We start from the raw sequence: 21,276 nt of genomic DNA on the forward strand, positions 1-21,276 counted from the left end.
TCGAACCGCCTCGACCGCCGCCACCACTGGGCAGGATGCCGAGCATCTGGCAAACGAACACGGTCAGGATGAACAACATGACGAGGAATACAAAGACTCCGGGATGGCGTGACATAAAGTCACTGTCCTGATCCCCGCGGGGTTCATAGACCGTGGACGGCTCGTCCAGTGGATTGCCGCCCAGCACCACCAGCATGGCAGCAACGCCGTCGCTGATGCCTTTGCTGAAATTACCGGTCTTGAACGAAGGCGTGATCACCTGATTGATAATCACCGAACTCTGGGCATCGGTCAGGCGATCTTCCAGCCCGTAGCCGACTTCGATACGCAACCGTCGATCATCCCGCGCCACGATCAGCAGCGCGCCGTTGTTCTTGTCCTTCTGGCCAATGCCCCAATACCGACCCAGTTGATAGCCGAAATCGGCGATGTCCGTGCCTTGCAAGTCCGCGACAGTGACCACCACCAGCTGTTCACCGGTGGCTTTTTCATGGGCCTGGAGTTGCTGGGCCAGTTGCTCGCGAACCGTGGGCTCGATCATCTGGGCGTTATCGACCACCCGCCCGGTCAGCTGGGGAAACTTCAACTCGGCCTGGGCCGCCAGGGCAAATGCCCAAAGCAGCAGCACCAGGCCAACTCTCAACACGCGCATTGGCAACCTCATCCGTGGTAATGCAACTGGATCAGAACTTCACTTGAGGTGCTTTATCGGCGTCGGGGCTGGTCGCCTCGAAGGTTTCGCGCACGGGCAGATCGCTGTACATCACACTGTGCCAGAGACGTCCGGGGAATGTGCGGATCTCGGTGTTGTACTTCTGCACCGCCAGGATGAAATCGCGCCGCGCTACCGCGATACGGTTCTCGGTGCCCTCGAGTTGCGACTGCAGCGCCAGGAAATTCTGGTTGGCCTTGAGGTCTGGATAACGCTCGGACACCACCATCAGGCGACTCAACGCGCCGGTCAGTTGATCCTGGGCCTGCTGGAACTGCTTGAGCTTTTCCGGGTTGTCGAGGGTGCTCGCATCAACCTGGATAGAAGTCGCCTTGGCCCGGGCCTCGATGACCGCCGTGAGGGTTTCCTGCTCATGCTGGGCGTAACCCTTGACGGTCTCCACCAGGTTGGGGATCAGATCAGCGCGGCGTTGATACTGGTTCTGTACCTGGCCCCAGGCCGCCTTGGCCTGTTCGTCGAGGGTTGGAATATTATTGATGCCGCAGCCGGCCAAAAGCGAGGTCAGCAGCATCAAAGCGGCCACCTGCAGGCTCGACCGATAGTGGTGTCGTACGTTCATCTGGTTGACGCTCCCTTGCACATTCCGTTGAAAAAACAACCTGCGAACTTTGAACACAGCTCTTGGGGCATAATCGGCGCCGCTACTGGATTGCATCCTGCCGATGGGCTAAAAGATGCCCCAGGATTAAAACAGTTCAGAAGTTTGCTGCATTTACTTGAACAACAATAGTCGCTCCCTCAATTTTGGCTGACCGGCGCGAAGCACCCGCCGCTTAGGCTTTCGAGAAAACAATTCATGAAGAAGCTGTGTTTGCTGGGCCTGTTCGTCAGCCTGGCCAGTCATAACGTACTGGCCGCCACGACGCCCGCACCTCTGGAAAACAAGGATGCCTTCGTCAGTAACCTGATGAAGCAGATGACCCTCGATGAAAAAATCGGCCAGTTGCGCCTGATCAGCATCGGCCCGGAAATGCCCCGCGAGATGATCCGCAAGGAAATCGCCGCCGGCAATATCGGAGGCACGTTCAACTCGATCACTCGCCCGGAAAACCGTCCGATGCAGGACGCGGCGATGCGCAGCCGGTTGAAGATCCCGATGTTCTTCGCCTACGACGTGATCCACGGCCACCGGACGATCTTTCCGATCCCCCTGGCCCTGGCGTCGAGCTGGGACATGGACGCCATTGGCCTGTCCGGGCGCATTGCCGCCAAAGAGGCCGCCGCCGACAGCCTCGACATCACTTTCGCACCGATGGTCGATATCTCCCGTGACCCGCGTTGGGGCCGTACCTCCGAAGGCTTCGGCGAGGACACCTACCTGGTGTCGCGTATCGCCGGGGTGATGGTCAAGGCATTCCAGGGTGCAGGGGCGAACGCCGCCGACAGCATCATGGCCAGCGTCAAGCACTTCGCCCTGTACGGCGCGGTAGAGGGCGGTCGCGACTACAACGTAGTCGACATGAGCCCCGTCAAGATGTACCAGGACTACCTGCCACCCTACCGCGCGGCGATCGATGCCGGAGCTGGCGGAGTGATGGTAGCGTTGAACTCGATCAACGGCGTGCCGGCCACCGCCGATACCTGGCTGATGAATGATTTGCTGCGCAAAGACTGGGGCTTCAAGGGCCTGGCAGTCAGCGACCACGGGGCGATTTTCGAGCTGATCAAGCACGGCGTTGCTCGCGATGGCCGTGAAGCGGCGAAGCTGGCGATCAAGGCCGGCATCCACATGAGCATGAACGACACGCTCTATGGCAAGGAACTGCCGGGGCTGCTGAAGGCGGGCGAGATCGAGCAGAGCGACATCGACAACGCCGTGCGCGCAGTGCTCGATGCCAAGTACGACATGGGCCTGTTCAAGGACCCGTACCTGCGCATCGGCAAGGCCGAGGATGATCCGGTCGACACCTACGCTGAAAGCCGCCTGCACCGTGCCGAGGCCCGTGATGTGGCGCGTCGCAGCCTGGTGCTGCTGAAAAACCAGAGCGAGACCCTGCCGCTGAAGAAAACCGCGAAGATCGCCCTGGTCGGTCCGTTGGCCAAGGCGCCAATCGACATGATGGGCAGTTGGGCCGCTGCCGGTAAACCCGCGCAATCGGTGACCCTGTTCGACGGCATGAACGCTGCCATGGCCGACAAGGCAACCCTGGTCTATGCCCGCGGTGCCAACATCACCAGCGACAAAAAGGTTCTGGATTACCTGAACTTCCTCAACTTCGACGCCCCGGAAGTGGTGGATGACCCGCGCCCTGCCCAGGTGCTGATCGACGAAGCCGTCAAAGCAGCCAGGGATGCCGACGTGGTGGTTGCCGCAGTGGGCGAATCCCGTGGCATGTCCCACGAATCCTCCAGCCGCACCGACCTGAACATCCCAGCCAACCAGCGCGAGCTGATCAAAGCCTTGAAAGCCACTGGCAAGCCGTTGGTGCTGGTGTTGATGAACGGGCGTCCGCTGTCGATCCTTGAGGAAAAGGACCAGGCTGATGCGATTCTGGAAACCTGGTTCAGCGGCACCGAAGGTGGCAATGCCATTGCCGACGTGCTGTTCGGCGACTACAACCCGTCAGGCAAGCTGCCCCTGACCTTCCCGCGCTCGGTCGGGCAGATTCCGACTTATTACAACCACCTGAGCATTGGCCGGCCGTTCACCCCAGGCAAGCCGGGCAACTACACCTCGCAGTACTTCGACGACACCACGGGCCCTCTGTTTCCGTTCGGTTTCGGCCTGAGCTACACCGATTTCAGCTTGAGCGACATGGCCCTGTCGTCAACCACCCTGAACAAGACCGGCAAGCTCGACGCCAGTGTCGTGCTGAAGAACACCGGCAAGCGTGATGGCGAGACCGTGGTGCAGCTGTACATCCAGGACGTGACAGGCTCGATGATCCGCCCAGTGAAGGAGCTGAAGAACTTCCAGAAAATCATGCTCAAGGCCGGTGAACAGAAGGTTGTGCACTTCACCATCACCGAGGATGACCTGAAGTTCTTCAATACCCAGCTCAAGTACGCGGCAGAACCAGGCAAGTTCAACGTGCAGATCGGCCTGGATTCCCAGGATGTGACGCAGCAGAGTTTTGAGTTGCTGTAGCTGGGAGAAATTGGTTAGAAGCTGTAACGGCTAGCCCTGTGGGAGCAAGGCTTGCCCGCGATGAACGATGACGCGGTTTACCTAACTACCGCGTCGTCTGCATCGCGAGCAAGCTTTGCTCCCACAGTTGCTTTGCTCCCAAATTGGTTGACGGGGACCGACTAGCCCCTGCGATCCAGCAGATTCACCACCAACCGATCCACCCATCCCCAAACCCGCTGCTTCACCCGCCGCCACAGCGGCCTGCGCTGCCAGGCCTCCAGGCTGACTTCCTGACTCTGGGCAAAATCCTTTTCGAAACTGGCCACCACCGCGCGGGTCAACCCCGGGTCCAGGGCTTCCAGATTGGCCTCCAGATTAAATCGCAAGTTCCAGTGATCAAAATTGCACGAGCCGATGCTCACCCAGTCGTCGACCAGGACCATCTTCAAGTGCAGGAAACACGGTTGGTACTCGAAAATCTTCACCCCGGACTTGAGTAGCCGGGGGTAATAACGATGCCCGGCGTAGCGTACCGATGGATGATCCGTGCGCGGTCCGGTCAGCAGCAGGCGCACATCAACTCCCCGCGAAGCAGCTCGGCGCAGCGAACGACGGACTTTCCAGGTCGGCAGAAAATAGGGAGTGGCGAGCCAGATGCGTTTCTGCCCGCTGTTCAGCGCGCGCACCAGCGACTGCAGAATGTCGCGGTGCTGGCGTGCGTCGGCGTACGCCACCCGGCCCATGCCCTCGCCCGTGGAAGGCACTCGCGGCAGGCGCGGCAGGCCGAAGTGCGCGGCGGGTTTCCAGGCGCGGCGATGCCGGTTGGCGATCCATTGGCGGTCGAACAGCAACTGCCAGTCCAACACCAGGGGGCCGGTGATTTCCACCATCACCTCGTGCCACTCGCTGACGTCCTCGCCCGGGGTCCAGAACTCATCGGTGACGCCGGTACCACCGACCACCGCCAGGCTTTGGTCGATCAACAACAATTTGCGGTGGTCGCGATAGAAGTTGCCCACCCAGCGCCGCCAGCTCAAGCGGTTGTAGAAGCGCAACTCGACGCCTGCGGCCATCAGGCGCTGGCGCAGGGCCTGGGTAAATGCCAGGCTGCCGTAGTCATCGAACAGGCAGCGCACCCGCACTCCGCGCTCGCAGGCCTGGATCAACGCCTGGACCATGGCCTCGGCGCAGGCACCCGCCTCCACCAGATACAGTTCCAGCTCGACCTGCTCCTCGGCGCGGGCAATCGCCACCAGCATTCGCGGGAAGAACTGCGGGCCGTCGATCAGCAGCTCGAAGCTGTTGCCTTCACGCCAGGGAAAGATCGCACCGGCCATGGCGGTCAGCGCGCTGTAAAAATCAGTACCGCACCCACCGGTACCGACAGACTGATCGCCGACAGGCCGGCCACCTTGCGCAGGGCTTCAAGGCCTGGAGCCAGGTCGAAGTCCGCGGCATTGATAATCAATGGCTCGAGGGTTACCACCTGGAAGCGCCGATCATCCAGCCGGGTCGCCAGCAGCTCGGCGTTGTAGTCGTGGGTCTTGCCGTGCAGGTTGACGGTCACCGGCAAGCGCAATTCGAGTTGCGCACCGGGCGCGAGGTCGTTGATTGGGCGCAAGTCGATCTGCGCACTGATCAAGGCTTCGGGGAAGGTCTGGATCTCGAACAGCTCTTTGCGCATGCGCTCATCGCGCAGAGGAATGCCGCTGTTTACCGACTCCAGCTCGACTTCCACCTCGGCCAAACCCTTGGGGCTGACTTTGCCGTGCAACACCAGGAAGCGCTGCACTTCGGAAATGTTGGCGTTTTTGGTGCTGATGAACGACAGCCGCGAGGACTCGCCGTCGAGGTACCAGTTGGCCTGGGCGGACGCAGTCGCACCGGCCAGCAGCAGGAAGGCAAGGGTTTTGCAAAGGTGCGGCTTGAACATAAAGACTCGTGGGGCAGATAAACCTGAGCGAACCTTAACCGCCCCTGAGCGCATTGCAAACTGTGACGTCGAAACATCGCACCTGTCACGGCATCAGGCGACAGCCCTGACGCTCGCCCAACCATTGCGCGCTGCTGCTACGACCCATGCCGCTGGCGGTGACACGTTTGCCGACAGCGTCATCGGTAAAACCGCTGGTCGGCAGCCACTGTTTCACATAGCCGCGGCAATACTCTGCGGAATTGTTCATCACATATCGGCACGAGCAATATTCTTTCGCCGTGTAGGCGCTGATGATGCCTGGAAACGCCCACAACGCTACTCGCTCCTGCCAGCCCCAGCCAAGCAGCGCCACCAGCAGAATCAAGCAGAGCGTGGCAAGCGGACGGCGGCGCAGAAAACTGCGGCGGATCATGGCTGCACCTGCCCGGCGACGGCGTGGCGCACGAGCTTGAGCAACGTGTTGTGGTCATAGCTGCCATCGCGATCATCAGCGAAGCGCACGATGACCAGCTTCTCGCCGGGAATCACGTACATTGCCTGGCCCCAATGACCGAGTGCCGCGAAAGTGTCGGCAGGTGCATCCGGCCAGGGGGAAGCGGCACCGTCGACTGCGCGATTCAGCCACCAATGGCCGCCCGGGACCGTGGCATCCTGATGCGCCTTGTAGCCCGCGAATGGCTCGCGGTTGAAGGCTACCCACTCTTTGGGCAATAGCTGTCGATCCCCCCAGCGCCCGTTGCGCGCCATCAACAGACCGACCCGTGCCAGATCCCGCGCAGTGAGGTAGGCGTAGGAGGACGCAACAAAAGTCCCACTGGCATCGGCCTCCCAGGTCACGTGACGAATGCCCAGCGGCTCGAACAATGCGGTCCATGGGTAATCCGCGTAACGCGCTGACCCTACGATGCTTTTCAGCGCCGCAGACAGCAGGTTGCTGTCTCCACTGGAGTAACGAAACGCCAGGCCCGGCTCGGCATAGGTGTCATGGTCAGCCGTGAAAGCGGCCATGTCCGAGTGGCCACGGGTATACAGCATCGCTACCACCGAGGACTTCAGCGGGGCGTATTCGTAGTCTTCCTGCCAGTCGAGGCCGGACGCCCAGTGCAGCAGGTCGGCCATGGTCATCCGCGGATGGTCTGCCAGTGCCGGATAGAATTTCAGCGCCGGGTCCTGCAGCTTGAAGAGGCCTTCGCCATAGGCCACACCCAAAACCGTGGCCATGAGGCTCTTGCTGATCGACCAGGTCAGGTGCGGGGTGTTGGCGGTGGTCGGCGCGGCGTAGCGCTCATACACCAGTTGACCGTCGCGGATCACCAGCAACGCATCGGTGCGGATGCCTTTTCGGGAGGTGTCATCACGCAGTGGGAATGCGTAAGTTTCCAAGGCTTGCAGCGTTGAGCCGCCCAGGGTCGGCCCGGTAGACCATTGCTCGGCCGGCCAGGTTTCGGCGCGGGCAGCGACACTGAGCGTCAGCAGGAAACACAGGGACCAGCCTTTGAACATCGCAGGGGCTCGGAGAGTTGAATCTGCTGAGCCTAGTCGAGGTTGATGACAGTTTTTCAGACTCACCCGCGATGGGGCCGGTCAATCCAAAGAAGATCCCGCCAGTGCCTTGGCCAACCGCTTGCCCCGCGCCCCGGCCGCCAGATCCATCACCGCCTGATCGCGCTGCCACATCGCCGCCCAATGCTGTGGCCCATCCGCCAACGCCAGGCCGATTTCGGCCTTGAGCGCGTCGAACTGGGCGAACACGCCACCCAGCAACACATGTCCAACGGGATTGTTCGGCGCTTGCCGGCTGACTTCGGCACAGCCGGCGAGCAACCCGAGCAAACGCAGTTGCAGCGGCTGCGGCCAGTCACTGTCCTGCCCGACTCCGTACAGCCACGCGGTCATGGCGCTCAACACATAGATGTCTTCCAGGGTGCGGAACGGTTTGACGTACGCGTCCCAGCCATCCCCGGCGAGCAATTCGCACTGGGCGTTTTGCAGAAACAGCCGACAGTGGCTGATGTCCGGCATCAGCGGGATCGCAGGCAACTGTTCCAGGCGAACACCGGGCTCGCCGGGATACACCACCGCCAGACTCAGCCGAGGTTCTTCGCCTGGCTGCTCGCTGCGGGCGGCGACCAGCAGCCAGTCAGCGGCATTGCCCGCCGTAACGAAATCCTTGCGCCCACTCAGGCGTAGATCGACCAGGCGCGTTTGCATGTCCGCCACCCGCAGGCTGCGCTGCTCGGTCGCACATAGCGCGCCGAGGCTCAGTGGCGCACTCGGCCAGAGCATGCGCAACGCAGCCTGATACCCCACCAGGAACGCCAGCCCCGGGGTTGCCATCAACCGCCCGCCGGCCACCGCCAGTTCGAACGGCGTAACGCTCCCCAGCTGCTGCAGCAGGTTGGCAAAGCCTTCTGCCAGATCCGCACAGGCGGGCACTCGATCACCACGTTTCAACAGGTTCTGCCAGGGCATGGAGGGCTCCTCAAAGGCTGTCATACAAGCATCACCAAAGCTTCATGGCGATGACACCGGGGCTACATAGCCTGACTTTGCACAACACGGCCGCATAAAGAAAGTCGATCGACTGCCACCCAAGACGGGTGCACAGCCCGCACGGAGATTCGCCATGACTCAGATCGCCCGCATCCGCGACACCGGCAGTGAACGCCGCTTGCAAGCTGAACGCCTGATCGGCGCCGACGCGTTGCAGGAAGCCCAGGCTTTGCGCTTCAACGTGTTCAGCGGCGAATTCAACGCCAAGCTGAAAGGCGCGGAGTGGGGCCTGGACATGGATGACTACGACGTTCACTGCGCCCACATCGGTGTGCGCGACCTGAATACCGGGCGCCTGGTGGCGACTACCCGCTTGCTCGATCACGAGGCCGCGAGCAGCCTGGGCAAGTTTTACAGCGAAGAGGAATTCAGCCTGCATGGCCTGGTCCATCTGCAGGGCCCGATCCTGGAGATCGGTCGCACCTGCGTCGATCCCGCCTATCGCAACGGCGGCACCATCGCCGTGCTCTGGGGTGAACTGGCCGAAGTGTTGAACCAGGGCGGCTACAGCTACCTGATGGGCTGCGCGAGCATTCCGATGCAGGATGGCGGAATCCAGGCCCACGCGATCATGCAACGCCTGCGCGAACGTTACCTGTGCACCGAGCACCTGCGCGCCGAGCCGAAAAAACCGCTGCCGGCCCTCGCCATCCCCTCCAACGTCATCGCCGAAATGCCACCGCTGCTCAAGGCCTATATGCGCCTGGGAGCGAAGATTTGCGGCGAACCCTGCTGGGACGAAGACTTCCAGGTCGCCGACGTGTTTATCCTGCTCAAGCGTGATGAGCTGTGCCCGCGTTACGCCAAACACTTCAAGGCGGCCATGTGATGAGCCGGTTGCGGGTGTACGCGCGGATTGCACGGGTACTGGTAGTGGTCACGCTGGGATTGAGCATGGCGGGCGTGTTCGGGTTGTTCGAGCGCCTGGGCATAGCTCACTCCATGGCTCGCCGGCAACGCTGGTCGCGTTTTTTCATGGCGCGCCTGGCCAGCGCCCTACCCTTTCGGGTGACAGTCCACGGCGAGCTGCCGCAACAGCCAATGCTCTGGGTCAGCAACCACGTGTCCTGGACTGACATTCCGCTGCTGGGCATGCTCACGCCGCTGTCGTTCCTGTCCAAGGCCGAAGTGCGCACCTGGCCGGTGGCGGGTTGGCTGGCAGCCAAGGCCGGCAGCCTGTTTATCCGTCGCGGGTCGGGGGACAGCCAGTTGATCCGCAAGCAGATGACCCGCCATCTGCAGCAGGCCCATCCCCTGCTGATGTTTCCGGAAGGCACCACCACCGATGGCCGCTCGCTGCGCACCTTCCATGGTCGTCTGCTGTCAGCGGCGATTGATTCCCAGGTGAAGCTGCAACCGGTGGCGATTCGTTATCTGCGTGACGGGGAGCTGGATTCGCTCGCACCGTTCATTGGCGATGACGATCTGCTGTCGCACCTGATGCGTCTGTTTGCCAATGATCGCGGCGAGGTGGAAATTCACCTGCTCAAGCCAATCGCGTGCGAAGGTCGGGAGCGTGCAGCGCTGGCGTTTGATGCGCAGCAGGCGGTGCAGACGGCGTTGTTTGGGTTGACTGCGCAAGCACCACGGGTGCCGATGCGCCCAGCAATCGCTGCCTGATCTCCTGAAACAACAATCTCACTTTGTGGGAGCGGGCTTGCTCGCGAATGCGGTGGGACTGCTAGCATTGGTTTGACAGACACACCGCCTTCGCGAGCAAGCCCGCTCCCACAAGGGCCGGGTGTTGCAGCAAGTTCATGTCACCTGGCAGCCCCGGGCGAAATCCTGCAGCTGCGGATAAAACAAGCGGAAATCTTCGCTCAACGGCTCATATAGCCTGCGCAATTCCTGCATCGCGGCAGCAAGCTCCTCAGGCCGGGTCAGTCTGCGCGAAATCCCCCGCAACACTTGCTCCAGCACTTCGAACTCTCGATAGGAGCCCAACCAGTCATTGGCCACCATGTGCGGTGCAATCCGCGCCAGGCGTTCCGGCAATTGCCGCTCACTGGACAGCACCCGGTACACATCCGAAGTAAACAGCTCCAGCGGCTGCTCGGCATACAGCGCCCAGTCCCGGGCCAGGCAGTGATCGAAGAATACATCGAGCACGATCCCGGCATAACGCCGACGAGTCAGGGAAAAACGCGACAACGAAGCGTCTACCAACGGATGTCGGTCGGTGAACACATCAATGCTGCGATGCAGCTGGATGGCCGCTTCGACCTCCGGAGCAAACTGCCCTTGCAGCCGACCTTTGACGAAGTCGCCATACAGGCTGCCGAGCAATTGACCGGGGCGCTGGCCACCGAGGTGCAGATGTGCGAGATAATTCATGTCGCGCAGCTTAGCACTGCCCACTGAAATCGTTACAGCTCACGTATCGTTATAACCCGATATAGCGAATTATGCGGTCGTCAGACCGAAATCATATTTGTGTATCGCGAAATAACGATTTAAAGTTCGCTTCATCGCGATATAGCGTTTTACTCATCACGAGCCCAATACCATGCCTATCAATCTCGACGAAATAATAAAAGCCCTGGCACACCCAGTCCGGCGAGAAATCCTGCACTGGTTGAAAGACCCGACCGTCGAATTTCCCGATCAGACCCACAGCAACGAACACGGAGTCTGCGCCGGACAGATCGATCAACGCTGCGGCCTGTCGCAATCCACCGTCTCGGCGCACCTGGCGACCCTGCAGCGCGCCGGCCTGATCAGCAGCCGCAAAGTTGGCCAATGGCACTTTTTCAAACGCAACGAGGAAACCATCCAGGAATTCCTCAGCACCTTCAGTAAAGAGCTCTGACCCTTTCCGTCAGCCAGCCAACAAGGAATCAACATGCCCCTCTCGCTCCTCATCCTGGCCTTGAGCGCCTTCGCCATCGGCACCACCGAGTTCGTCATCATGGGCCTGCTGCCCGATGTGGCCGCCGACCTCGGGGTGTCGATTCCAGGCGCCGGCTGGCTGGTGACCGGTTACGCGCTGGGCGTGGCCATCGGTGCGCCCTTCATGGCACTGGCCACCGCCAAATTGCCGCGTAAAGCCGCATTGGTAGCGTTGATGGGCATTTTCATCGTCGGCAATCTGCTCTGTGCACTGGCCAGTGACTACAACGTGCTGATGTTCGCCCGTGTAGTGACCGCACTGTGTCATGGCGCCTTCTTCGGTATCGGTTCGGTAGTAGCCGCAGGCCTGGTCCCGGCCAACAAGCGGGCGTCTGCGGTGGCCCTGATGTTCACCGGCCTGACCCTGGCCAACGTCCTCGGTGTGCCGCTGGGCACCGCCCTCGGCCAGGAAGCCGGCTGGCGCTCGACCTTCTGGGCCGTCACCGTGATTGGCGTGATCGCGCTGATCGGGTTGATCCGCTTCCTGCCGGCCAAGCGCGATGAGGAGAAACTCGACATGCGCGCCGAATTGCGAGCACTCAAGGGCGCCGGTATCTGGCTGTCCCTGAGCATGACCGCGCTGTTCGCCGCCTCGATGTTCACCTTGTTCACCTACGTCGCGCCGCTGCTCGGCGACGTCACCGGCGTGTCGCCCAATGGCGTGACCTGGACCCTGCTGCTGATTGGCCTGGGCCTGACCGTGGGCAACATCATCGGCGGCAAGCTGGCAGACAAGCGCCTGGCAGCGACCTTGATCGGCGTCTTCATCTCGATGGCCGTGGTCTCGACCGTATTGACCTGGACCAGCGTCGCGCTGATCCCTACTGAGATCACCCTGTTCCTCTGGGCCACCGCCTCGTTCGCCGCCGTTCCGGCGCTGCAGATCAACGTGGTGACCTTCGGCAAGGCCGCCCCCAACCTGGTGTCGACCTTGAACATCGGCGCCTTCAACGTCGGCAATGCGCTGGGCGCCTGGGTCGGCGGCAGCGTTATCGCCCATGGCTTCGGCCTGACCCGCGTGCCACTGGCGGCTGCCGCCCTGGCCGTGCTCGCCCTGCTGGTGACCCTGATTACTTTCCGTCAGAGCGGCAATGCCGAACTGGCCCCCGCTACCCACTGATCTCCCACGAGGCTTGTATTTCATGACGACTATTTTCGATCCGATCAAACTGGGCGACGTCGAACTCGCCAACCGCATCATCATGGCGCCACTCACTCGCTGCCGCGCCGACGAAGGCCGGGTGCCGAATGCGCTGATGGCCGAGTACTACGTGCAACGGGCCTCCGCTGGCCTGATCCTCAGCGAGGCCACCTCGGTCACGCCGATGGGCGTCGGCTACCCGGACACCCCGGGCATCTGGTCCAACGACCAGGTGCGCGGCTGGAGCAACGTGACCAAGGCCATTCACGGCGCGGGGGGCAAGATCTTCCTGCAACTGTGGCACGTGGGCCGGATCTCCCACGAGTCGTACCTGGACGGTGAACTGCCTGTCGCGCCAAGCGCCATCCAGCCAAAGGGCCACGTCAGCCTAGTGCGCCCGATGGCCGACTACCCGACTCCACGCGCCCTGGAAACTGCGGAAATCGCCGACATCGTCGACGCTTACCGCACCGGTGCTGAAAACGCCAAGGCCGCCGGCTTCGACGGCGTGGAAATTCACGGCGCCAACGGCTACCTGCTCGACCAGTTCCTGCAAAGCAGCACTAACCAGCGCACCGACAACTACGGCGGCTCCCTGGAAAACCGCGCGCGCCTGTTGCTGGAAGTGACCGACGCCGCCATTGAAGTCTGGGGCGCTGGCCGCGTAGGTGTGCACCTGGCACCCCGCGCCGATTCTCACGACATGGGCGACGACAACCTGGCGGAAACCTTCACTTACGTCGCTCGTGAGCTGGGCAAACGCGGTATCGCGTTCATCTGCTCCCGGGAAAAAGAAGGCGCCGACAGCCTCGGCCCGCAACTGAAAGAAGCGTTCGGCGGCCCTTACATTGCCAACGAACGTTTCACCAAGGACAGCGCCAACGCCTGGTTGGCTGCCGGCAAGGCTGATGCAGTGGCGTTCGGTGTGCCATTCATTGCCAACCCGGACCTGCCGGCTCGCTTGAAGGCGGATGCACCGTTGAATGAAGCGCGCCCTGAACTGTTTTACGCCAAGGGCCCGGTGGGTTATATCGACTACCCGGTGATGTAACTTTCACTGATTCAGACTGAAAGCCCCGACTTGCAAAAGTCGGGGCTTTTTTTTATTCACAAGTTCAGATTAAACATACAGAAATCAACATTAACTTTCGCAATCAACGCCCCTTAGACAAACTGCACACTCCACGCAAAACTCCAACCGTAAACTTATCGAAAGGATTCTAATATGCATGACAATGAAATGTCCGACAGCGAAACCGACAGCTCCGACGAGGATCTATTATCCCTGTTCAATGCCACCTCCATCGGGATGCTTTACAATTTTGCCTACCATTTTGCCAGTGAAGAGAGTCGAGAGATATTGGACGCCCTGACCGGCAAGGCTAAAGTGGAATTTATAAATTTTCTCGATCGTAGCAGGCTTGAGATTGCGTTAAGCCAACAGATCGAACGATGGAGGGAGCACAAGGCGTCGAAACTGACGGGTGTCATAATAAAGATAATCAACAACACCCCCCATACATTTAATATATCCCAGACAAGTCTGCCCCTGAGCAAATCCGAACGCGAAAGTTTCCAGATTAATCCCCACGAGCCGACGGCATTTTTTACCAGGTATGAATACACATTCGCCTACCCCTGGAAAAAGAGAGACATGTTCAATCATTTCGTGGATTTTATCGACGGGGACGTTGGAGTTCGATTTGAGCTTGGTCTGTTCATGGGCATAACGTATGGAATACTGTCGCCAACACATACACCAAAGATAAAAAATAAAACTGCATCGACGGGTAGGTCCAGCGTCAAATGCAAATCCGCTGTCACCCGCGTGAGTGACGATGCCCCCTTCAACTTCGAGATTCAGCTGACTCTAGGCTGAGGATCACCCTCCGAATGGGAGCGGCTCTGGTTCTGGTGCCAGGTCGCTCACACTTGCTCATCGCCACGACACAAATTTCCTACAAAATACAATGGCTGCTACCTGTCATCCCAAAGCTCACAGGTATATAAAAACCCGCCTCTGCAAAAAGCGCCGACAAAAAGCTGATCTTGGCCCGCATCTGTTGACAGGCTCGGAGCGAACTACGCATTTTGTTTCATTTGCGCAGGCTGGGGCTGAAGCGCAGCATGTCCAACCCTGTATCGGCCCAGCGTTCGGCCTCGACGTGCAGCTCGAAGCTGTCCGGAGCCAGCAGCCACTGATACAGGATGCCGTCGATGTAGGCATGCAGGCTGATGGCGGCACGGACGGTGTCGAGGTCCTCCGGCAATTGCCCACGGTTCACTGCGTTGCGCAAAGCGAGGCCTATGCGCACGTTGCAATCCAGACTGGCGGCCTGACGCTGCTGACGCAGGTCGCACATCTCATCGGTGAATTCGCACTTGTGAAACAAGATCTCATTAATGCGCCGGGTTTTCGGGTCCAGGGCAATCTGATGAAACAAATGAATCAGCAGCTGGCGCATGCAGCCCAGGGGGTCGAGCTCGTCTTCGCTCTCGCTGGCCTTGGCCATGTCATCCAGCGGCTCGTGCAAGGTATCGAGCATCGCCTGCACCACATCAGCCTTGTTGCTGAAATGCCAATAAATGGCGCCACGGGTCACGCCGGCCAACGTCGCGATGTCAGCCAGTGTCGTGCGCGCCACGCCCCGCTCGTAAAAGGCTTTTTCCGCCGCTTCGAGTATCTGGCTACGGGTTTCCTGGGCTTCCTCTTTGGTACGACGGACCATGGGCAGTACAACCTCAATCAGGATGCTTCAGCGACGTCTGAATATGCGCTGAATAAAAGTGCAGCGAGCGCTCTTGGGACTCGTCTGCGGCCTACAATCACACCTTTGTGGAGCATTTGTAACGGGATGAGTACAAAGCCAAAGGTATTTACAAACAACCATGAACGTAAGTATATTACTTAGCAAGCTACATATCCACTCAGCACTGATTTTTTAATTTCCACCCTTTCTGGTGTGCCACTGGTGCGCCTGACCCGAGGATTTTCATGCAATTCAAGCCAGCTGTTACCGCTCTGGTCACTGCCGTCGCCCTTGCATCGCTGCTTAGCGGATGCAAAAAGGAAGAGACGGCACAGGCCGCACCACCCCCTCAGGTCGGCGTAGTCACCTTGCAACCACAGTCCTTCACCCTGACTTCCGAGCTCCCGGGCCGCACCAGTGCGTTCCGTATTGCCGAGGTTCGCCCGCAGGTCAACGGCATCATCCTCAAGCGTCTGTTCAAGGAAGGCGCTGATGTCAAAGCCGGCCAGCAGCTGTACCAGATTGATCCGGCTGTTTATGAAGCCACGCTGAAAAGCGCCGAGGCCAACCTGCAGCAGACCAAGTCGATTTCCGATCGATACAAATTGCTGGTGAAAGAACAGGCCGTGAGCCGTCAGGAATACGACACCGCCCTGGCCAACCGCCTGCAGTCGGAAGCGTCGATGCAGACTGCCCAGATCAACGTGCGCTACACCAAAGTCTACGCGCCAATCACCGGTCGAATCGGTCGCTCGAATGTGACTGAAGGTGCCTTGGTGACGAACGGCCAGGCCGATGCCATGGCCGTGATCCAGCAACTCGATCCGATCTACGTCGACGTCACCCAGTCATCCGTGGAGCTGCTTGAGCTGCGCCGCGAACTGGAAAGCGGGCGCCTGCAAAAGGCTGGTGACACCGCCGCTGCGGTCAAGCTGACCCTGGAAGACGGCAGCCAGTACAAGCTGGACGGCAAGCTTGAATTCTCCGAAGTCTCGGTCGACCAGACTACCGGCTCCGTGACCTTGCGCGCCGTGTTCCCCAACCCTGACCACACCCTGCTGCCAGGCATGTTCGTGCACGCCCAGTTACAAGCCGGGGTGAACAGCGCAGCGATCCTGGCGCCCCAGCAAGGCGTGACTCGCGACCTCAAAGGCGCGCCGACCGCACTGGTCGTCGGCCCGGACAACAAGGTCGAGCTGCGCCAACTCAAGGCCAGTCGCACTGTCGGCAGCCAGTGGCTGATCGAGGACGGCCTGAAGGCCGGCGATCGCCTGATCACCGAAGGGCTGCAATACGTCAAACCTGGCGTCGAAGTAAAAGCCAGTGAAGCGACCAACGTAGGCGCCAAGAACCCGGTCCCCGCACAGGCAGCTGACAAGGCTTCCAGCGGCAAAGGGGAGTAACCCATGTCGAAATTTTTTATCGACCGTCCGATTTTCGCCTGGGTAATCGCCCTGGTGATCATGCTGGTCGGGGCTCTATCGATCCTCAAACTCCCGATCAACCAATACCCGAGCATTGCGCCACCGGCCATTGCGATCCAGGTAACCTACCCAGGCGCTTCCGCACAAACCGTGCAGGACACCGTGGTCCAGGTGATCGAGCAACAACTCAACGGTATCGATAACCTGCGTTATGTTTCCTCGGAAAGTAACTCCGACGGCAGCATGACCATTACCGCGACCTTCGAGCAGGGCACCAACTCCGACACCGCGCAGGTCCAGGTGCAGAACAAGCTGAACCTGGCCACCCCGCTGCTGCCGCAAGAAGTGCAGCAACAGGGGATCCGTGTCACCAAGGCAGTGAAAAACTTCCTGTTGGTGATCGGTGTGGTGTCGCGCGACGGCAGCATGACCAAGGACGACCTGTCCAACTACATCGTGTCGAACATGCAGGATCCGATCTCGCGGACCGCCGGTGTCGGTGACTTCCAGGTCTTCGGCTCCCAGTATGCGATGCGCGTCTGGCTCGACCCCGCCAAGCTGAACAACTTCAACCTGACCCCGGTGGACGTCAAGGCCGCCATCGCTGCGCAGAACATCCAGGTGTCTTCCGGGCAACTGGGTGGTTTGCCAGCGGCGCCGAACCAGCAGTTGAACGCGACCATCATCGGCAAGACTCGTCTGCAGACCGCCGAGCAGTTCAACAAGATCCTGCTCAAGGTCAACAAGGACGGTTCGCAAGTGCGCTTGTCCGATGTCGCCGACGTCGGCCTGGGTGGTGAGAACTACAGCATCAACGCTCAGTTCAACGGCGCACCGGCTTCCGGTCTGGCGGTGAAACTGGCCAACGGTGCCAACGCCCTCGACACCGCAAAAGCGTTGCGCAACACCATCGAGACGCTCAAGCCATTCTTTCCCCAAGGGATGGAAGTGGTGTTCCCGTACGACACTACCCCGGTGGTGACCGAGTCGATCAAGGGCGTGGTTGAAACCCTGGTCGAAGCGATCGTGCTGGTGTTCCTGGTGATGTTCCTGTTCCTGCAGAACTTCCGCGCCACTGTCATCACCACGATGACTGTGCCCGTGGTACTGCTGGGTACCTTCGGCATCCTCGCGGCGTTCGGCTTCAGCATCAACACCCTGACTATGTTCGGCATGGTGCTGGCCATCGGCTTGCTGGTGGACGATGCCATCGTTGTGGTGGAGAACGTCGAACGGGTCATGAGCGAAGAGGGCCTGTCACCCAAGGAGGCCACCAAGAAATCCATGGGGCAGATCCAGGGTGCGCTGGTCGGTATCGCCCTGGTGCTCTCGGCGGTACTGCTGCCGATGGCGTTCTTCAGCGGTTCCACCGGGGTGATCTACAAGCAGTTCTCGATCACTATCGTCTCGGCCATGGCCCTGTCGGTTCTGGTCGCCCTGATCTTCACTCCGGCGCTTTGCGCGACCATGCTCAAGGCGATTCCGAAAGGCGAGCACGGCACACCGAAACGCGGCTTCTTCGGCTGGTTCAACCGCAGCTTCGACCGCGGAGTCAGAAGCTACGAGCGCGGCGTTGGCAACATGCTCACGCACAAGGCCCCGTACCTGTTGGCCTACGTGATCATCGTGGTCGGCATGATCTGGTTGTTCACCCGTATCCCAACGGCGTTCCTGCCGGAAGAAGACCAGGGCGTACTGTTCGCCCAGGTGCAGACCCCGGCCGGTTCCAGCGCCCAGCGGACCCAGGTGGTGATCGACGAAATGCGCGAGTTCCTGCTGCGTCCGACCAAGGACGGCGGTGAAGGCGATGCGGTAGCGTCGGTGTTTACCGTTAACGGCTTCAACTTCGCCGGTCGCGGCCAGAGTTCGGGCATGGCCTTCATCATGCTCAAGCCCTGGGACCAGCGGAACGCCGATAACAGCGTGTTCAACCTGGCGACCCGCGCCCAGCAGCACTTCTTCTCATTCCGTGACGCGATGGTGTTCGCCTTCGCGCCGCCTGCGGTACTGGAGCTGGGTAACGCCACGGGCTTCGACGTATTCCTCCAGGATCGTGCCGGTATCGGCCACGAAAAACTGATGGAAGCGCGTAACCAGTTCCTCGGCATGGCGGCGCAAAGCAAGGTGCTGACGCAGGTACGCCCCAACGGCCTGAACGACGAGCCGCAATACCAGCTGGAAATCGATGACGAGAAAGCCAGTGCCCTGGGCATCACGCTCAGCGACATCAACACCACCTTGTCGATTGCCTTGGGCAGTAGCTACGTCAACGACTTCATCGACCGCGGTCGGGTGAAGAAGGTTTACGTGCAAGGCCAGCCCGATTCGCGGATGAGCCCGGAAGACATCAAGAAATGGTTCGTGCGTAACTCCGAAGGAACCATGGTGCCCTTCTCGGCTTTCGCCAAGGGTCAGTGGATCTACGGCGCGCCGAAGCTGTCGCGTTACAACGGCGTAGAGGCGATGGAGATTCTCGGCGCCCCGGCACCGGGTTATTCCACCGGTGAGGCCATGGCCGAAGTCGAAGCGCTGGCGAAAAAACTGCCGGCAGGTGTGGGGATTTCCTGGACCGGCCTGTCCTATGAGGAGCGGTTGTCTGGCTCCCAGGCTCCGGCGCTGTACGCGTTGTCGCTGCTGATGGTGTTCCTGTGCCTGGCAGCACTGTATGAAAGCTGGTCGATTCCGATCGCGGTGATGCTGGTGGTTCCTCTGGGGATCATCGGGGCACTGCTGGCGACCAGCCTGCGTGGCCTGTCCAACGATGTGTACTTCCAGGTAGGCCTGTTGACGACCATCGGCCTGGCGGCGAAAAACGCCATTCTGATCGTCGAGTTCGCCAAGGAACTGCATGAACAGGGCAAGAGCCTGCGCGAGGCGGCGATCGAAGCCTGTCGCATGCGTCTGCGCCCGATCATCATGACCTCGCTGGCCTTTGTCCTGGGCGTGGTGCCCCTGGCGATTTCCACCGGCGCCGGTTCAGGTAGCCAACATGCGATCGGTACAGGCGTTATTGGCGGTATGATCACGGCCACGGTCCTGGCAATCTTCTGGGTCCCACTGTTCTTCGTTACCGTGTCGTCCATTGGTCAGCGGAAAAAAACCGACCAGGATGACACTATTGAAACTCCTAAAGAGGCTGGCCAATGAGCAAGTCGCTACTCTCCCTAGCGGTCGCCGCGTTCGTCCTCGGTGGCTGCTCGCTGATACCTGATTATCAGCAGCCCGAAGCACCGGTGGCGAGCCAGTACCCGCAAGGCCCGGCGTATTCGCCGGCCCAGGCGCCAGGTCAGGCCGCCGCAGAACAGGGCTGGAAGCAGTTTTTCCATGACCCGGTGCTGCAACAGCTGATCCAGGTCGCCCTGGAAAACAACCGGGACCTGCGAGTCGCCGCGTTGAACATCGACGCCTTTGCCGCGCAGTACCGCATCCAGCGTGCGGACCTGTTCCCGGCAGTGTCGGCCAACGGCACTGGCAGCCGCCAGCGCCTTCCGGCCAACGCTTCGCAAACCGGCGAAGCTGGTATCACCAGTTCCTACTCCGCGACTGTCGGCATCAGCGCTTATGAACTCGACCTGTTCGGTCGGGTTCGCAGCCTCAGCGAAGAAGCCCTGCAGCAGTACTTCGCTACTGAAGAAGGGCGTCGCAGCACGCAGATCAGCCTGGTGGCCAACGTGGCCAATGCCTACCTGACCTGGCAAGCCGACAAGGAACTGCTCAAGCTGACCCAGGACACCCTGGGTGCGTTCGAGGAGAGCTACAAGCTCACCTCGCGCAGCAACGAAGTGGGTGTAGCCTCGGCACTGGACCTGGCCCAGTCACGCACCTCGGTGGAAAACGCCCGGGCGCAACTGGCCAAGTACACTCGCCAGGTCGCCCAGGATGAAAACAGCCTGGTGTTGCTGCTCGGCACTGGCCTCCCGGCCAACCTGCAGCCCACCCGGCCCCTGGCTGACGACCTGCTGAGCGATGTACCGCCCGGCTTGCCGTCGGACCTGCTGCAACGGCGCCCGGACATCCTCCAGGCGGAGCACAACCTCAAGGCTGCCAACGCCAACATCGGCGCCGCACGGGCTGCGTTCTTCCCGAGCATCAGCCTGACCGCCAACGCCGGCTCCCTCAGCCCGGACCTGTCCGGTCTGTTCAAGGGCGGCTCGGGCACCTGGTTGTTCCAGCCGCAGATCAACCTGCCGATCTTCAACGCCGGTAGCCTGCGTGCCAGCCTGGATTACTCGAAAATCCAGAAAGACATCGGCGTGGCGAACTACGAGAAGTCCATTCAAACGGCCTTCCAGGAAGTCGCCGACGGCCTGGCCGCACGCCAGACCTACACCCAGCAGTTGCAAGCCCAGCGTGATTTCGTCACCGCCAACCAGGACTACTACCGTCTGGCCGAGCGGCGTTATCGCATTGGCGTCGACAGCAACCTGACCTTCCTCGATGCCCAGCGTCAGTTGTTCAGCGCCCAACAGGTACTGATCACCGATCGCCTGGCTCAGTTGGTGAGTGCAGTGAACCTGTACAAGGCACTGGGTGGCGGCTGGAATGCGCAAACTGCGCAGAACGAGCCAGTGAAGGAAGAAGCGCCGAAGCTGAAGTTGTTCTGATAGCGTTTTTTGCGACATCGAAGCCCACCTCAATGGTGGGCTTTTTGTTGCGGTTCAAAATCAAAGGGTTCGATAACCGCACAAAACCCTTAACGACAGATTGAACTATCTAGTACATTCCCCGCACCATTTGCTCCACAAGACCAATAACACCAGGTTCGACCATGTCCCAGCGC

General features: G+C 60.4%; 19 protein-coding genes. 10 read left to right on the forward strand and 9 right to left on the reverse strand.

The annotated features are described in order from the left end of the window. Together ORL50_RS02735 and ORL50_RS02740 are read right to left on the reverse strand one after the other, a co-directional pair. On the reverse strand, positions 1-652 hold a 652-nt coding region (locus tag ORL50_RS02735; RefSeq protein WP_266009697.1), incomplete at its 3' end, for a TPM domain-containing protein. A gap of 31 nt (positions 653-683) precedes the next feature. Then, complete coding sequence (locus ORL50_RS02740) at positions 684-1,292, reverse strand: LemA family protein (RefSeq protein WP_266009698.1); 609 nt, start codon at positions 1,290-1,292, stop codon at positions 684-686. A gap of 237 nt (positions 1,293-1,529) precedes the next feature. Here ORL50_RS02740 and bglX point away from each other — a divergent pair, with 237 nt between their 5' ends. Beyond that, positions 1,530-3,821 carry a beta-glucosidase BglX gene (bglX, locus tag ORL50_RS02745; protein WP_266009699.1) on the forward strand — a complete coding sequence of 764 codons (2,292 nt, stop codon included), beginning with the start codon at positions 1,530-1,532 and terminating at the stop codon, positions 3,819-3,821. Positions 3,822-3,982: 161 nt separating this feature from the next. Here bglX and ORL50_RS02750 read toward each other — a convergent pair whose 3' ends face one another. The 5 genes from ORL50_RS02750 to ORL50_RS02770 form a co-directional block, all read right to left on the reverse strand. After that, entirely contained in the window at positions 3,983-5,140 is a 1,158-nt protein-coding gene (locus tag ORL50_RS02750) for a phospholipase D-like domain-containing protein (protein ID WP_266009700.1), read from the reverse strand. A 5-nt stretch (positions 5,141-5,145) separates the two neighbouring features. Next, entirely contained in the window at positions 5,146-5,736 is a 591-nt protein-coding gene (locus ORL50_RS02755) for a YceI family protein (protein WP_266009701.1), read from the reverse strand. Between the two features lie 85 nt (positions 5,737-5,821). Next, positions 5,822-6,151: an amidase gene (locus ORL50_RS02760; RefSeq protein WP_266009702.1), complete on the reverse strand. Its 330-nt coding sequence runs from the start codon at positions 6,149-6,151 to the stop codon at positions 5,822-5,824. Next, on the reverse strand, positions 6,148-7,242 hold the full coding sequence (locus ORL50_RS02765) for a serine hydrolase domain-containing protein (RefSeq protein WP_266009703.1): 1,095 nt from the start codon (positions 7,240-7,242) through the stop codon (positions 6,148-6,150). The genes ORL50_RS02760 and ORL50_RS02765 overlap by 4 nt, the downstream gene beginning before the upstream one ends. An 81-nt stretch (positions 7,243-7,323) precedes the next feature. Beyond that, positions 7,324-8,211 (reverse strand): acyl-CoA dehydrogenase middle domain-containing protein, encoded by an 888-nt coding sequence (locus ORL50_RS02770; protein WP_266009704.1) that lies wholly within the window; start codon positions 8,209-8,211, stop codon positions 7,324-7,326. A 154-nt stretch (positions 8,212-8,365) separates the two neighbouring features. Here ORL50_RS02770 and olsB point away from each other — a divergent pair, with 154 nt between their 5' ends. Both olsB and ORL50_RS02780 read left to right on the forward strand, forming a co-directional pair. After that, complete coding sequence (gene olsB / locus ORL50_RS02775; RefSeq protein WP_266009705.1) at positions 8,366-9,121, forward strand: L-ornithine N(alpha)-acyltransferase; 756 nt, start codon at positions 8,366-8,368, stop codon at positions 9,119-9,121. Next, positions 9,121-9,912, forward strand: coding sequence for a lysophospholipid acyltransferase family protein (locus tag ORL50_RS02780; protein ID WP_266009706.1), 792 nt, complete (start codon positions 9,121-9,123; stop codon positions 9,910-9,912). The genes olsB and ORL50_RS02780 overlap by 1 nt, the downstream gene beginning before the upstream one ends. 135 nt (positions 9,913-10,047) lie before the next feature. Here ORL50_RS02780 and ORL50_RS02785 read toward each other — a convergent pair whose 3' ends face one another. Next, complete coding sequence (locus ORL50_RS02785; RefSeq protein ID WP_266009707.1) at positions 10,048-10,626, reverse strand: acyl carrier protein phosphodiesterase; 579 nt, start codon at positions 10,624-10,626, stop codon at positions 10,048-10,050. Positions 10,627-10,798: 172 nt separating this feature from the next. On the opposite strand from ORL50_RS02785, the gene ORL50_RS02790 reads away from it, so the two are divergent. From ORL50_RS02790 to ORL50_RS02805, 4 genes are all read left to right on the forward strand, one after another. After that, positions 10,799-11,101 carry an ArsR/SmtB family transcription factor gene (locus ORL50_RS02790; protein ID WP_122837770.1) on the forward strand — a complete coding sequence of 101 codons (303 nt, stop codon included), beginning with the start codon at positions 10,799-10,801 and terminating at the stop codon, positions 11,099-11,101. A 33-nt stretch (positions 11,102-11,134) separates the two neighbouring features. Further along, positions 11,135-12,301 carry an MFS transporter gene (locus tag ORL50_RS02795; protein WP_266009708.1) on the forward strand — a complete coding sequence of 389 codons (1,167 nt, stop codon included), beginning with the start codon at positions 11,135-11,137 and terminating at the stop codon, positions 12,299-12,301. 22 nt (positions 12,302-12,323) lie between these two features. Beyond that, on the forward strand, positions 12,324-13,373 hold the full coding sequence (locus ORL50_RS02800) for an alkene reductase (protein WP_266009709.1): 1,050 nt from the start codon (positions 12,324-12,326) through the stop codon (positions 13,371-13,373). A gap of 174 nt (positions 13,374-13,547) precedes the next feature. Next, entirely contained in the window at positions 13,548-14,201 is a 654-nt protein-coding gene (locus ORL50_RS02805; RefSeq protein ID WP_266009710.1) for a hypothetical protein, read from the forward strand. 217 nt (positions 14,202-14,418) lie between these two features. On the opposite strand, the gene emhR is transcribed toward ORL50_RS02805, so the two are convergent. Then, positions 14,419-15,051, reverse strand: coding sequence for an efflux system transcriptional repressor EmhR (gene emhR / locus ORL50_RS02810; protein WP_266009711.1), 633 nt, complete (start codon positions 15,049-15,051; stop codon positions 14,419-14,421). A gap of 266 nt (positions 15,052-15,317) precedes the next feature. Here emhR and emhA point away from each other — a divergent pair, with 266 nt between their 5' ends. The 3 genes from emhA to emhC are packed head-to-tail and all read left to right on the forward strand — an operon-like array spanning position 15,318 to position 21,100. Beyond that, positions 15,318-16,475 carry an efflux RND transporter periplasmic adaptor subunit EmhA gene (emhA, locus tag ORL50_RS02815; protein WP_266009712.1) on the forward strand — a complete coding sequence of 386 codons (1,158 nt, stop codon included), beginning with the start codon at positions 15,318-15,320 and terminating at the stop codon, positions 16,473-16,475. A gap of 3 nt (positions 16,476-16,478) precedes the next feature. Then, the gene (gene emhB / locus ORL50_RS02820; RefSeq protein WP_266009713.1) at positions 16,479-19,643 is read left to right on the forward strand and encodes an efflux RND transporter permease subunit EmhB; all 3,165 of its coding nucleotides are present in this window, start codon (positions 16,479-16,481) and stop codon (positions 19,641-19,643) included. Beyond that, positions 19,640-21,100, forward strand: a complete 1,461-nt coding sequence (gene emhC, locus ORL50_RS02825; RefSeq protein WP_266009714.1) for an efflux RND transporter outer membrane subunit EmhC — start codon at positions 19,640-19,642, stop codon at positions 21,098-21,100. Before emhB ends, emhC begins: the two co-directional genes overlap by 4 nt. The last annotated feature ends 176 nt before the right edge of the window (positions 21,101-21,276 follow it).

Source organism: Pseudomonas sp. RIT-562, assembly GCF_026241895.1.
Lineage (GTDB): Bacteria > Pseudomonadota > Gammaproteobacteria > Pseudomonadales > Pseudomonadaceae > Aquipseudomonas > Aquipseudomonas mandelii_F.